At 61.2% G+C, this 12911-nt stretch carries 14 protein-coding genes; 4 read left to right on the forward strand and 10 right to left on the reverse strand.

Going from position 1 to position 12911, the window contains the following annotated elements:
- Positions 1-36: 36 nt before the first annotated feature.
- Positions 37-612 (forward strand): TetR/AcrR family transcriptional regulator, encoded by a 576-nt coding sequence (locus tag A7X77_RS13725; protein ID WP_064683459.1) that lies wholly within the window; start codon positions 37-39, stop codon positions 610-612.
- Positions 613-660: 48 nt separating this feature from the next.
- Here A7X77_RS13725 and A7X77_RS13730 read toward each other — a convergent pair whose 3' ends face one another.
- Positions 661-1275, reverse strand: a complete 615-nt coding sequence (locus A7X77_RS13730; RefSeq protein WP_064683460.1) for an FMN-dependent NADH-azoreductase — start codon at positions 1273-1275, stop codon at positions 661-663.
- Positions 1276-1414: 139 nt separating this feature from the next.
- Here A7X77_RS13730 and A7X77_RS13735 point away from each other — a divergent pair, with 139 nt between their 5' ends.
- Positions 1415-2383 (forward strand): LysR family transcriptional regulator, encoded by a 969-nt coding sequence (locus A7X77_RS13735; RefSeq protein ID WP_064683461.1) that lies wholly within the window; start codon positions 1415-1417, stop codon positions 2381-2383.
- A gap of 39 nt (positions 2384-2422) precedes the next feature.
- Here A7X77_RS13735 and A7X77_RS13740 read toward each other — a convergent pair whose 3' ends face one another.
- The 4 genes from A7X77_RS13740 to A7X77_RS13755 form a co-directional block, all read right to left on the reverse strand.
- Positions 2423-4411, reverse strand: a complete 1989-nt coding sequence (locus tag A7X77_RS13740) for a bifunctional 2',3'-cyclic-nucleotide 2'-phosphodiesterase/3'-nucleotidase (RefSeq protein WP_064683462.1) — start codon at positions 4409-4411, stop codon at positions 2423-2425.
- 304 nt (positions 4412-4715) lie between these two features.
- Positions 4716-5117: a PilZ domain-containing protein gene (locus tag A7X77_RS13745; protein WP_064683463.1), complete on the reverse strand. Its 402-nt coding sequence runs from the start codon at positions 5115-5117 to the stop codon at positions 4716-4718.
- An 85-nt stretch (positions 5118-5202) separates the two neighbouring features.
- Positions 5203-6084, reverse strand: coding sequence for a DMT family transporter (locus A7X77_RS13750; protein WP_064683464.1), 882 nt, complete (start codon positions 6082-6084; stop codon positions 5203-5205).
- Between the two features lie 72 nt (positions 6085-6156).
- Positions 6157-6618, reverse strand: a complete 462-nt coding sequence (locus A7X77_RS13755) for an Lrp/AsnC family transcriptional regulator (RefSeq protein ID WP_004672173.1) — start codon at positions 6616-6618, stop codon at positions 6157-6159.
- A gap of 156 nt (positions 6619-6774) precedes the next feature.
- Here A7X77_RS13755 and ald point away from each other — a divergent pair, with 156 nt between their 5' ends.
- Positions 6775-7893 (forward strand): alanine dehydrogenase, encoded by a 1119-nt coding sequence (gene ald, locus A7X77_RS13760; RefSeq protein WP_064683465.1) that lies wholly within the window; start codon positions 6775-6777, stop codon positions 7891-7893.
- Positions 7894-7902: 9 nt separating this feature from the next.
- Here the strand turns inward: ald and A7X77_RS13765 are convergent, their stop codons facing one another.
- The 5 genes from A7X77_RS13765 to A7X77_RS13785 all read right to left on the reverse strand — a co-directional run bounded on the left by A7X77_RS13765 (position 7903) and on the right by A7X77_RS13785 (position 12000).
- Positions 7903-8418: a DUF1203 domain-containing protein gene (locus A7X77_RS13765; protein WP_064683466.1), complete on the reverse strand. Its 516-nt coding sequence runs from the start codon at positions 8416-8418 to the stop codon at positions 7903-7905.
- A gap of 351 nt (positions 8419-8769) precedes the next feature.
- On the reverse strand, positions 8770-9330 hold the full coding sequence (locus tag A7X77_RS13770; protein WP_064683467.1) for a GNAT family N-acetyltransferase: 561 nt from the start codon (positions 9328-9330) through the stop codon (positions 8770-8772).
- 5 nt (positions 9331-9335) lie between these two features.
- Positions 9336-10205, reverse strand: coding sequence for a 3-mercaptopyruvate sulfurtransferase (sseA, locus tag A7X77_RS13775; protein ID WP_064683468.1), 870 nt, complete (start codon positions 10203-10205; stop codon positions 9336-9338).
- 14 nt (positions 10206-10219) lie between these two features.
- A complete protein-coding gene (locus A7X77_RS13780) occupies positions 10220-10957 on the reverse strand; it encodes an alanyl-tRNA editing protein (protein WP_064683469.1) in 738 nt (245 codons plus the stop codon).
- 5 nt (positions 10958-10962) lie between these two features.
- Positions 10963-12000, reverse strand: coding sequence for a cysteine synthase A (locus tag A7X77_RS13785; RefSeq protein WP_064683470.1), 1038 nt, complete (start codon positions 11998-12000; stop codon positions 10963-10965).
- A gap of 222 nt (positions 12001-12222) precedes the next feature.
- Between A7X77_RS13785 and A7X77_RS13790 the strand changes: the two genes are divergently transcribed.
- Complete coding sequence (locus A7X77_RS13790; RefSeq protein ID WP_245293748.1) at positions 12223-12879, forward strand: ChrR family anti-sigma-E factor; 657 nt, start codon at positions 12223-12225, stop codon at positions 12877-12879.
- Positions 12880-12911 lie beyond the last annotated feature (32 nt).

A 12911-nucleotide genomic window follows, 5' to 3' on the forward strand; every position in this document is an offset into this window, starting at 1 on the left:
CTTGATAAGTCAAGAGGCAGTGGCGGGAGATTTCCGATGGGGCGTTCGCAACTGGAAAAACAGAAGACGCATGAGAAGATCGTCGAGACCGCGTCCAGGCGGCTGCGTGAAGCGGGGCTCGACGGTATCGGCGTTGCCGACCTGATGAAGGAGGCCGGGCTGACCGTCGGCGGCTTCTACAAGCACTTCGCCTCTCGCGAGGATCTCGTCGCCGAGGCGATCCAGTCGGCTTTCGATTCATGGGGACGCAAGCTGGAGGCCGAGGGGATCAAGCCGGCGGAGATGACGGCTGCCGATATCGCCGAACGTTATCTGAGCACCTGTCACCGCGACAATCCCGGCGAGGGCTGCCCTTTTGCTGCGCTGACCTCCGATATATCGCGCAGCGGCGAGAAGGCACGAGCGATCGCGACGGACGGACTGATGCGCAATTTCGCGGGATTGGCGAGCAAGGCCGCGGGAGCCGATGAAGGGGAAAGACGGCGCAAGGCCATTATGGCCTTCGCGATGATGGCCGGTGGCGTTGGTCTTGCCAGAATCTCCTCCGACGAGGCTCTGTCGGCGGAAATCCTGGAGACGGTCCGCGATTTTGTCGGCGGTATCGACAAATGACGAACGGCCGGCAAAGGCCGGCCGTTCCGCGGGATATTGAAGAGCCGATCAGGCTGCGAGCGCGATTTCCTCGACACGCGACTTGGCGGCGTCGATGGCCTTTTCCGCAGCTTCCGGGCCGAAAGCCAGGCCCTCGACATAAATCGTCTCGATGTCGGTGATGCCGAGGAAGCCGAGAACCGACTTCAGGTAGGGCACGGCATGGTTCAGGGGGGCGGCCGGGCCCTGCGAGTAGACGCCACCCGAGGCGAGAACGACATAGACCTTCTTGCCGGTGACGAGACCGACCGGGCCGCTTTCCGTGTACTTGAACGTCACGCCGGCGCGGGCGACGTTGTCGATCCAAGTCTTCAGCGACGAGTAGATATTGAAGTTGATCAGGCCGGTGCTGATGACGATCGTGTCGGCGGCAAACAGTTCGGCGACGAGTTCGTCGGAGGTCTTGACGGCGGCGGCCTCTTCGGCGGTACGGTCTTCCGCCGGCTTGCGGATGGCGCCGGTGAAAAGGTCATCGATATGGGGCAGTGGATTGGCTGCGAGGTCGCGGCGAACGACGACGCTGCCCGGCTTCTGGTTTTTCAGCTTTTCGGCGAGATCGACGGCGATCGGGGTCGAGAGCGAATCGGCGCGCGGGCTGGACGTCAGAAGAAGGATGGACGACATGCTGCATTTCCTTTCGAATTGAATGTGACGGCTCGTTGCTGGGAGGTGAGCCGCGGTGTCGAGTAGGAAAATAAGTCTGGCCCGCTATCGAAAAAACGGTGATAATGTCGATCGAAATTATCGATGGAATGGATGGAAGATGCTTCCGAACCCGACTTTGGATCAGTTGCAGGTGTTCTTGACCGTTGCCGAAACCGGCAGCTTTTCGGCCGCATCGCGGGCGCTGAACCGTGCGCAGTCGGTCGTCAGCTATACGATCGCCAATCTGGAGGCCCAGCTTGAAATGCCGCTTTTCGAGCGCTCCGGCGCGCGCCAACCGAAGCTGACGGAGGCGGGCAAGGCGATGCTCGAGGATGCGCGCCGTATTCTCGGCGACCTGCAGGTCATGCGCGCGCGCGTCAAGAGCCTGAGGGAAGGCCTCGAAGCCGAGGTTTCCGTCGCCATCAGCGTCATGGTGCCATCGCAGGCCGTCGTGGACGTGCTGCACGAATTCCGCGAAAGATACCCAACCGTTTCGTTGAACCTCAATGTCGGTGAACTGGGAATGGTCATGGATCTCGTTCTGAGCGGCCGAGCGACGATCGGCATCGGCGGCGCGGTGCTCAAGCCGGACGATTCGATGGTCACGGAACGGATCGGCCATTCCTTCATGCTGCCGGTCGCCGCGCCCGACCACCCGCTTGCCGCGATCGGCCGGCCGCTCACGCTCGGCGACGTGCGCGAGGAAGTGCAGCTCGTCGTCACCGACGCGTCAGGCCGGACGAAGGGGCGAGATTTCAACGTTCTGTCCTACAAGACGTGGCGCGTCAGCGATATTGCGACAAAGCACCAGCTCATTAAGGCCGGTCTCGGCTGGGGCGGTCTGCCGGCATCCATCATACATGACGATCTGCGCGGCGGCGCGCTGATCCATCTCGACCTGGATGCCTATGAACAGGGCGAATATGCCATCTATTCGATGCGCCAGCTCGCCAACCCGCCGGGGCCGGCCGCCAGCTGGATGATCGACGCCTTCCGCACACGGCTTTCCTATTGCCCGAACCAGGCCGATTTTCATGCCGAGATGGCGGAACTGCGTGACACCACGCCGCCGCTCGCGGCCGAATGACGAAGGCGCGGAGCCGCGCCTTCTCTGATATGCCTTCGGTTAAAGAACGAGCCTGAACTTCGAGAAGCCGTCGGCCCCGTCGCCGGCCTCCTCGATCTTGACGCTCTTGACCGCGGCGAGGAACTGCTTCGCCTTGGGGCCGCTTTCGAAGGTCGCCGTCGTGCCCGGCAGCGGCTTGAAGGTCCAGTTCGCATCGGCCGACGGATTGATCGTGCCTTGCTCGTGGACGTAGCGCACGATGACGTCGCGGTTGGTGTCCGGCGCCTGGAAGATCACCTTGTCGGCAGCGATCTCCGGGAAACTGCCGCCGCCGCCGGCGCGGTAGTTGTTGGTGACGACGACGAACTTCTGGGCCGGATCGATCGGCTTGCCATCGAAGGCGAGGTTCTGAATACGGTTGGCATCCGGATTGATCGCCTTGCCGGACGAATCATATTTCGGCGGCTGCGACAGGTCGATCTGATATGTAACGCCATCGATTACGTCGAAATTGTAAGACGGGAAGTCGGCGTTGAGCAGCGGCGCGTCCTTTGCGCCGGCGTCGATGTGATTGAACATGCCGGCCGACATTTCCAGCCAGTTTTTCACCTGGGCGCCAGTGATCGCGACAGCCTGCACCGTGTTCGGATAAAGATAGAGGTCGGCGACGTTCTTGATGGCGATATCGCCGGCCGGGACGTCGGTATAGTAGTCGGCGCCGCCGCGGCCGCCGGCCTTGAAGGGAGCTGCGGCCGAAAGCACCGGCAGATCCTTGTACTCGGTGTCGGCGAGCATTTGCTTGATGTACCAGGTCTGGGCCTGGCTGACGACCTGCACGGAAGGATCATCGGCGACCAGGGCGAAATAGGAATAGAGCGGAGCCGACGTCTTGCCGACCGGCGTGCGGACATAGGCGAGCGTCGCCTCATGCTCGGCCTTGGCGGCTTCGACCACGTCCTTCTTGTCGGCGTAGTCGGCGACCACTTTCTTCTTGTCGTCGCGATGGTAGATCGGCCGCGCTTCCGAGGTGAAATCGACGATCTTCCAGCTGTTGCCGTCCTTCTCGAGCAGCAGGTCGATGAGGCCGAGATGCGAACCCCAGAAGCCGGCCATCACGGCCGGCTTGCCGTGCAGCGTGCCCTTGACGGGATCGGCATTGGCGATGCCGTCCCAGCTCTTCGGCCCGGGGAAGACGAGATGCTGGTGGCCGGTGAAGATCGCGTCGATCCCGTCGACGGCGGCGAGATGCAGCGAGGCGTTTTCCATCTTTTCGGACGGTGCTGCTCCGTCGATGCCGGAGTGGGAGAGCGCGATGACGATATCGGCGCCGGCTTCCTTCATGGCGGGAACCCACGCCTTGGCGGCCTCGACGATATCGCGCGTCTGCGCCTTGCCATCGAGGTTCTTGATGTCCCAGAGCATGATCTGCGGCGGTACGAAACCGATGAAGCCGATCTTGACAGGGCTCTCCTTGCCGGCGCCGTCTTTGATCTGCTTTTCGACAATGATGTAGGGTTTGAAGAAGAGATCGTCCTGCTTGGGATCCGAGGCGAGCTGGCCCTTGGTTAGGTTGGCACAGACGAAGGGGAAGTTCGCGCCGGACAGGACCTTGAACATGAAGTCGAGGCCGTAATTGAACTCGTGATTGCCGAGCGTCCCGACCGTGTATCCGAGCGTGTTCATCGCCTTGATCACCGGATGGACGTCGCCATCCTTCATGCCGTGCTGATAGGCCATGTAGTCGCCCATCGGATTGCCCTGCAGCACGTCGCCATTGTCGATCAGCAGCGAATTGACGGCCTCTGCGCGGATATTGTCGATGATCGTTCCGGTGCGCGACAGGCCCATCGTGTCGTTCGGCTTGTCGGCGTAATAGTCATAAGGGAAGACGTTGACGTGAATGTCGGTCGTTTCCATCAGCCGCAGATGCGCCTGGTTGGCGTTGGCACGGGCGCTGAAAGGGTGCAGCAGCACCAGGGCGGAAGTCGCGGCGAGACCGCCGAGCAGGGAACGGCGGCTCATGACGCCGACATCAAAAATGGAAGACATGGAACTCTCCTATAGGGATCATGCAATCGTCCGGCCCGTCAGAATTAGGACGAATTGGAGGAGTACACCGCGAAAATGACAGGACGTCAAAACAATCGCCAGCAAAAAGGCGATATGATTTTAAAAGACAATTTATCGCACAGCCCTCTGGCTGAAATCCACCGGGGGCCGGGTCGCGATTGAGGTCGTCATCGCCTGATCGCCATCGATAGAGGGTCTCGGCGCCAGCTTCGCGCAGACGCAAGGCCGCCATTGCGCACGACGTCAATGTCAATGGCTCTGCCGGTGCAAAAGCGATGCGGTCCTACGATTTCAGCGTCAATGTCGCCGAATGCGGCGGGCGGTCGCCGTTGGTCATGGCTCTTAGTTGACGCGCCGCCAGAACCGGCCGGATTTCCTTATGGAAAAAGCGGAAATAGGACGAAATCTGCGCCCGCGCATTCGAATTCACGTCGAACTGGATTCCGATGCGGCCATTGTGCTTCCAGCGGATGATGCCTTCGAGCAGTCCAAGGTTTTCGACTTCGATGCGCACCTTGCTGCCGGAAGCGGCATGGAGCGGCGTCTTGGTCTCCAGGGCGGCGCCGGTCGCCGACAGGTTGAGAATTCGCACATCCACTTCGCTGTTCAGATATTTGACACTGCCGAAGACTCGGCAATTCTTCCGATCGGCCTTTCGGGCCGTGATTTTCAAGTTGCTGGTCATGCTGTCTCCCTTTGAAGCGCGAGGGGAGCATAGCGCCGGAAAATTGAAATGGTTTTAGGGGCTTGGCTAAAATTGCAGCGAAACTTCAGTTGGCGGCCGCCGCCCTGCGCCCCACCACATGTTCGCGCCAGATGGTGAAGATGCCGGCGGCAACGACGATGACCGAGCCGATGATCGTGTTGAGACTGAGCGTCTCGTCATAGATCGTCACACCGATGATCGAGGCGTAGACTAGTGACAGATAGGTCAGCGGCTGGACGGCGGCGGCATCGAGAACATCGTAGGCGCGGATCAGGAAATAGTGGCTGGAAATGCTGGTCATGCAGACGAGCGCCATCCAGCCCCAGTCGCCCGGCGACATCCAACTCCAGTAGAACGGGCCGACAAGCGTCATCGTGATGCCGCCGATAACGCCGGTATAGAAGAAGCTGGTCATCGACGAATCGTCGCGGCTGACGAAGCGGGTGGCGATGACGTAGAAGGCGAAGTTGAAGCAGGAAAGAATGGCGAGAAGCAATTTAACGTCGAAAAGCTCGCCTTCCGGCTTCAGGATCAGCAGCACCCCGCAAAGCCCGACGCCGATCGCCGTCCACCGTCGCCATCCGACCCGCTCGCCGAGCATCGGCATCGACAGCAGCGCGATCAGGATCGGCGTCGCGGAAAAGATCGCTTGCGAGCGGGCAAGGCCGATCACGGCAAAGCAGGTGATGGCCAGAACCACCTGGACGGCAAGCAGCACGCCGCGCACCACCTGAAGAAGCGGGCGTTTTGTGCGGGCCGTCGCCTGGAGGCCACCCCGCATCTTCGAAGCGAGCACGATCGTGAACAGCGCGAAGGCCCAGTAACGGATCATCGTCACGAAGATCGGCGGGTAAGTCGACGCCAGATGTTTCGAGATGGCGTCCTGCAAAGAGAAGATGGTCGTCGCCAGCAGGGCAAAAATATAACCGTGGGTCTTCGATGTCATGATGTGCCGTAAAGGGGAAACGTGCCCGAGCCCCGAAAGTCTGGGCAGCGTTTCGGCAAAATAAGCAAGGCCTCAAAGTCCCACATTCGGCCTGTCGATGATTTCTCTGAGCGCGAAGCTCGAATTGATCTTGACCACATGGGGAAGCGCCGACAGCCAGTCGCGATGGATGCGCTCGTAATCTTCGAGGTCACGGGCGGCGACCCTGAGGATATAGTCGTATTCGCCCGACATCAGGTAACAGACGAGCACGTTCGGGCAAAGCTTCACAGCGGCTTCGAATTCCGCCAGCGTTTTGGCGAACTGGCCGGAGAGAGAGATATGCACGATGGCAATCATCTTGTAATCGAGCGCCTTGTGCGAGAGCCGCGCATGATAGCCGCCGATGACACCGCTTCTTTCGAGGATATCGAGCCGGCGCGAACAGGCCGAAGGCGACAGCCCGATCTTTTCGGCAAGCTCGGCGTTGGTAATGCGGGCATTGGCCTGCAGGACCTTGAGAATCGCAAGATCGATGGTGTCGAGATCAGTCATTCGAAGAACTTTCGAAAAATGATAATGGTGGCGCAATAATCCGTGAAAAATCGCTTCCGTGCAAATCGTCTTTGCAAGGACATTTCGCTGTCTTGGTGGTTGGATTCATCGTGCGGGGAGATCCGCGGCTGCGAAGACAAAATGAGAGGAACGCCAATGCGTGTCGGTTGCCCGAAGGAAATCAAGAACCATGAATATCGTGTCGGCCTGACTCCGGCCTCGGTGCGAGAATACGTCGCCCATGGCCACGAGGTTTTGGTAGAAACCAAGGCGGGCGCCGGCATCGGCGCCGATGACGCCGCCTACGCGGCGGCTGGTGCTAAGATCGCCGCCTCCGCCAAGGATATCTTCGAAAAGTGCGACATGATCGTCAAGGTGAAGGAGCCGCAGCCCTCCGAATGGGCGCAGCTGCGGGACGGTCAGCTTCTCTACACCTATCTGCATCTGGCGCCCGACCCCGAACAGACCAAGGGTCTGATCGCCTCCGGCGTCACCGCGATCGCCTATGAGACGGTGACCGACGAACGCGGTGGCTTGCCGCTGCTGGCGCCGATGTCGGAAGTGGCAGGACGCCTGTCGATCCAGGCGGGAGCGACCGCACTGCAGAAAGCCAATGGCGGCCTCGGCGTCCTGCTCGGCGGGGTACCCGGCGTGTTGCCGGCCAAGGTCGCGGTGATCGGCGGCGGCGTTGTCGGCCTGCACGCCGCCAGGATGGCCGCCGGCCTCGGCGCCGATGTCAGCATCCTCGACAAGTCGCTGCCGCGCCTTCGCCAGCTCGACGACATTTTTGCCGGCCGTGTGCACACCCGTTATTCCAGCATCCAGGCATTGGAGGAGGAGGTCTTTTCGGCCGACCTCATCATCGGCGCCGTGCTCATTCCGGGGGCGGCTGCCCCGAAGCTCGTCACGCGCGAAATGCTGTCCGGCATGAAGAAGGGCTCCGTCATCGTCGACGTCGCCATCGACCAGGGCGGTTGCTTCGAGACCTCGCATGCGACGACCCATTCCGATCCGACCTATGAAGTCGACGGCGTGGTGCATTATTGCGTCGCCAACATGCCGGGCGCTGTGCCTGTTACCTCGGCGCACGCGCTGAACAACGCCACACTGGTCCATGGCCTGGCGCTCGCCGATCGCGGCCTGCGCGCCATTGCCGAAGACAAGCACCTGAGAAACGGCCTCAATGTGCACAAGGGCCGCATCACCAACAAGCCGGTCGCCGAAGCGCTCGGCTATGAGGTCTTCGCGCCGGAAAGTGTGCTTAACGTAGCGTGAGCTGACTGACTATAGGTCGGGCGAAGGCGCCGGTCTCCAAAGGGCCGGCGCCTTTACCTTGTCGATCCTGCATTGAAAGCAGTTGTTGCGGGCTGAGCGCACATGCACATAGGCAATTTCGGGCCGCGCCAGCAATGTCTCCGCATAGGTCGGAATATCGGCGGTATCGGTCACCGCGCCGGTGCCATAGACGATGCGATCATTGGCGCTGTAGCCGCGCACGATGAAGTCACGGCTGGTCGTCAGCACCGGCGGCAGGATTTCCTCTGCGGCATAACGTGGGCAGGGCTGCTTGTGCAGGAAAATCGGCCCGGTTTCGGCGTAGGGCTGCAGATCGGGAAAGGGCCGGTAGGCGAAGACCAGCAATTCCTCGCCTTCGTCGATGTTCCTCAGGCAATGGCGGCAGGGATGCCCCGGGCCATCGGAAACCATTGTCTCGGGCAGCCTGTCATAGGCGTCGCGTCCGCCGCTCCAGAGGGCTCTAGCATCGGCAGTCGGCATGGCGGCAAAACGAATGGCGGTCATGGCAAATCTCCTTGGTGATTGCCATGAAATGCGCCCGAGCGAGCGCACAAGCCACCCGATTCTTGCGCATGCTGTGGGCTGTCTGGATCACCGCGGCAAACTCGTTTCCTGAAGTCGAGGCATGCAAAATCCTCAACGGCTGGAGGAAAATTCCCACCTCCTCCTCATTCCTGTGCCTGTCACAGGGCGCGATAGACTCTTTCCTTGAGATATTGCTTCATTCACGGTGCAGACGCCCCGTGGCCGCATTCCTGTGACTGGCACATGAATGAGGATGAGAGGCGGGCATTTCACCGGCTGTGTACCTGAGATAGTTGGCAGGCACCTGCACGGGAAAAGCAAACCAACCCCTCAGCCTTTCCGCGCCAGCTCCAGAAGCTCCTTGTCACTCAGCGGCCGGACGATGCCGGTGCCGGTCGAGACCGGGGAGAAGCCGTACATCTGATAGAGCTGCAGCGCGCGCGGATGGTCGAGATTGTTGGTGGTGGTGGTGACCCGCTTCGGATTGAGCGACCAGATGGCATAGAGCGCCTGCAGCAGGAACCATTTGCCGATGCCGAGGCCGAGCGCATGTTCGATCAGGCCGAAATGGCAGAGTTCGATCGTATCCTCGTCCTCGCAGAAATATTCATAGAAGCCAGCAGGGGCGCCGTTCACATAGAGGACGCTGATATTGTTGCGCTTGTCGTTCAGCGTCTGGGTAAGCTGCTCGTCGCTCATGCGCAACCGGTCCACCCATTGCCAGCGCGCGCCGACCTGCCGGTAGAGATAGCGGTAGAAGGGCAGCGGTATGCCGGGCGCACGCATGATCGCCGTCTGAATATTGACCGGCACCGGCATGCTGGTTTTCGGCGCCGCGGTCATTTCGAGACGGGTGATGTGAGCTTTCAGCGAAGCGGGTGTCTTCCCCATGGCGATCAGGCTTTGACCGGCGTTGGCGGGCCGGTGACAACGGGCGTATCGTCACGGCTGCCCCATTCGCTCCATGAACCGTCATAAAGCTTGTTGTCGTGATGGCCGAGCGATTCCAGCGCCAGCGTGATGATGGCCGCCGTGATTCCCGAGCCGCAAGAGGTGACGACCGGCTTCGAAAGATCGATACCGGCCGCCTCGATCGTCTGGCGGAGTTCGGGCAGTGATTTGAACCGACCCTGGCCGGCAAAGACGCCGGAAGGCAGGCTGCGGGCGCCGGGCATATGGCCGGAGCGCATGCCGGCCCGCGGCTCGGGCTCGGTGCCGGCGAAGCGGCCGGCGCTGCGGGCATCGGCGATCTGCATCGCGCCGCTCGAGACGATGTCGCGCATGGCATCGAGCCTCACCACGCGGCTCGCATCGAAGTTCGGCGTGAAGGTCGCCGGCGCATGGCCGGGCACCGCAGTTTCGAGCGGACGACCCTCGGCCTTCCAGCCGTCGAGACCGCCGTCGAGCACGAAGACGTTCTTTGCCCCCATGACCCGGAACAGCCACCAGACCCGCGGCGAGGCGAACACGCCGATGCCGTCATAGACGACGATGCGATCGTTCTCGCTGATGCCGAGCCGGCCGGCCTCAGTGGCGAAATAATCGGGCGAGGGGATCGTATGCGGCAGCGACGTCGAATGGTCGGCGATCTTGTCCTGGTCGAAACGGATGGCGCCGGGAATATGGCCGGCCGCATATTCGGCATTGGCATCGCGTTTCTGCGCCGGCAGATAGAAGGAGGCGTCCAGCACACGCAGATCCGGTTTGCCGAGCTCAGCCTGCAGCCAGTCGGCGGAGACGACGAAACGGCTCTTGCTCTCAGTCATTAGGGTCTCCCTTGTCAGGCTTCTTCGCCGGGCGCGCCGAAGCGGATGCGGAAGCGCCGGTTCTCCTTGCCCTTCTTTTCGATCTTGGCGACATGGATCTGACCGACTTCCTGCGTCTCCGAGACATGTGTGCCGCCGCAGGGCTGGCTGTCAATCGAGGAGTTTTCGCCGATACAGACGAGGCTGACACGACCGAGGCCGATCGGCGGGCGTACGTTCTTCGATTTGACGATATCAGGATTGGCCGCAAGCTCGTCGTCGGTGATCCATTGCAGGTAGACCGGATGGTTCTGGCCGACGAGTTCCATCAGCCTGGCGGTGACCTCGTCCTTATCGATCGTCTCGCTCATGTCGAAGTCGATGCGGCTTTCCTCTTCGCCGACCGCGGCCCCGGTGATCGGATATGAGCAGACGACGGAAAGCAGGTGGCAAGCCGTGTGCATGCGCATCAGCCTGTAGCGGCGCGGCCAATCGACATGCAACACCAGCGTCTCGCCGATCTCGGGCTGCGGCTCATTGTCGAGCGGCACATGGATGATAATATCCTTGCTCGCGCCATGTTTCGTCTGGCCGAGCGCGATCTTGCTGCCGTCGGCCCGTTCAAGCTGACCGGTGTCACCGGGCTGGCCGCCTGAAGCCGCATAGAAGCAGGTCTGGTCGAGTTCGATGCCCCCGTCGTGGTGAACGGCGGTGACGATCGCCTCGCATGTCGAGAGATAGAAGTCGTCACGATAGAGGGCATTGACGGGCATGGATCTCACACGGGTTCGTAGGGAACGTGTATGTCGGACGACTTAGCCATCCAGCCCGGAACGGGCAGTCCCTTCGACCTCAGGAAATCTGGATTGAAGAGCTTCGACTGATAGCGGTTGCCGTAGTCGCAGAGGATTGTCACCACCGTGTGACCGGGCCCGAGATCCCGGGCGAGATTGACGGCGCCGGCAATATTGATCGCCGTCGAGCCGCCGAGGCACAGGCCCTCGTTTTCGACGAGATCGAAAAGATAGGGAAGGGCTTCCGCATCGGAGATCCGGTAGGAAAAGTCCGGCGTGAAGCCTTCGAGATTGGCGGTGATGCGGCCCTGGCCGATGCCCTCGGTGATCGATGAACCCTCGGATTTCAGCGTGCCGTTCTGGTAGAATTCATAGAGAGCGGCGCCATCGGGATCGGCGATGCCGATCTTGACGTCGGCTTTGAAAGCTTTGAGGCCGGCAGCGACACCTGCCAGCGTGCCGCCGGAACCGACAGAGCAGATAAAGCCGTCGATCTTGCCGTCGGTGTCGTTCCAGATTTCCGGCGCGGTCGTTTCGACATGCGCCTGCCGGTTGGCGACATTGTCGAACTGGTTCGCCCAGATCGCTCCGTTCGGCTCGCTCTTTGCCATCTGCTCGGCGAGCCGCCCGGACACCTTCACATAGTTGTTCGGGTTCTTGTAGGGAACGGCGGGCACTTCGACGAGTTCGGCGCCGAGCAGTTTCAGCGCGTCCTTCTTTTCCTGGCTCTGCGTTTCCGGGATGACGATGACGGTGCGGTAGCCGAGCGCCTTGGCGACCAGCGTCAGCCCGATGCCGGTATTGCCGGCGGTGCCCTCGACGATGACGCCGCCGGGCCGGAGCAGCCCCTTCCGTTCGGCGTCGCGGATGATGTAGAGCGCGGCACGGTCCTTGACCGACTGGCCGGGGTTCAGGAACTCCGCCTTGCCGAGAATAGTGCAGCCGGTTGCCGCCGAGGCGCCCTTGAGTTTGATCAGGGGCGTATTGCCGATGGCTTCGAGGACGGAGGGGTGGAAGGTCATGGAATCTGCCTCTTTCGAACTCTTACTTTAAGAACGGTCTTTTCCCTTCACAAGGCTGTGTTGGCAAGAAATGCTATTCCACGCCTCTGTCGGCCGCGACAAAATTTCGCTTTCCTGCCCGAAAGGGCGCATCGCCCGCCATCCGGCGGTTGCGTGGTGATCCGAAGATTGACTTTACCCGTACGGATGACGACAAAGCGAAACGGAGCGCAGCAACAGGGCGTGACCAAAATCGACATGGTTCACGAGCAGATCGACACGATCGACGCATTGATGGCACATTACGTCGCCGGTTCTTTGCCCGAGCCGGCGCGGGTGCTCGTACGATCCCATCTGCAAATGAAGCCGGATAATCGAAGCCTGGTGAGCAGCCTCGAGCTTTTGGCCGGGGAAGCCCTGGAAAGCACACCGGAAGCCGCCATTGCCGATCGCGACCAGCGGCTTGCTGCGATCTTTGCCTCTGCGCCTCCTGCCTCCGAATCCCATTCCAAGCGGCCCGAACGGGCGCTGTTTCCCTCGGCTTTGCGCGATCTCCTCGGCTTCGAAGCCGAGGACGTGCCCTGGCGCAGGCGCTTGCCCGGCTTCAAGGAATATTCGTTTGGCATGGAGGGCTGCGAGGTCAGTCTGATGTGGATCCGTCCGGGCCGGGCCTTACCGGCCCATACCCATAAGGGCATGGAACTGATCCTGATCCTCGACGGCGCGTTCAACGATGAACGCGGCCGTTTTGGTCCCGGTGACATCTCCATTGCCGACGAGACGGTCGAGCATCGGCCGGTCGCCGAAAAGGACAGGCCCTGCATCGCCTTTGCCGTTTCCGACGGGCCGATCAAGCTCGTCGGATCTCTCCATCAGATGATCGGCGACCTGATCGGCTGAAAGCAGCCACAATGGTGTGATAGAGCCATAAA

The organism is Rhizobium bangladeshense (assembly GCF_001662075.1).
Taxonomy (GTDB): domain Bacteria; phylum Pseudomonadota; class Alphaproteobacteria; order Rhizobiales; family Rhizobiaceae; genus Rhizobium; species Rhizobium bangladeshense_B.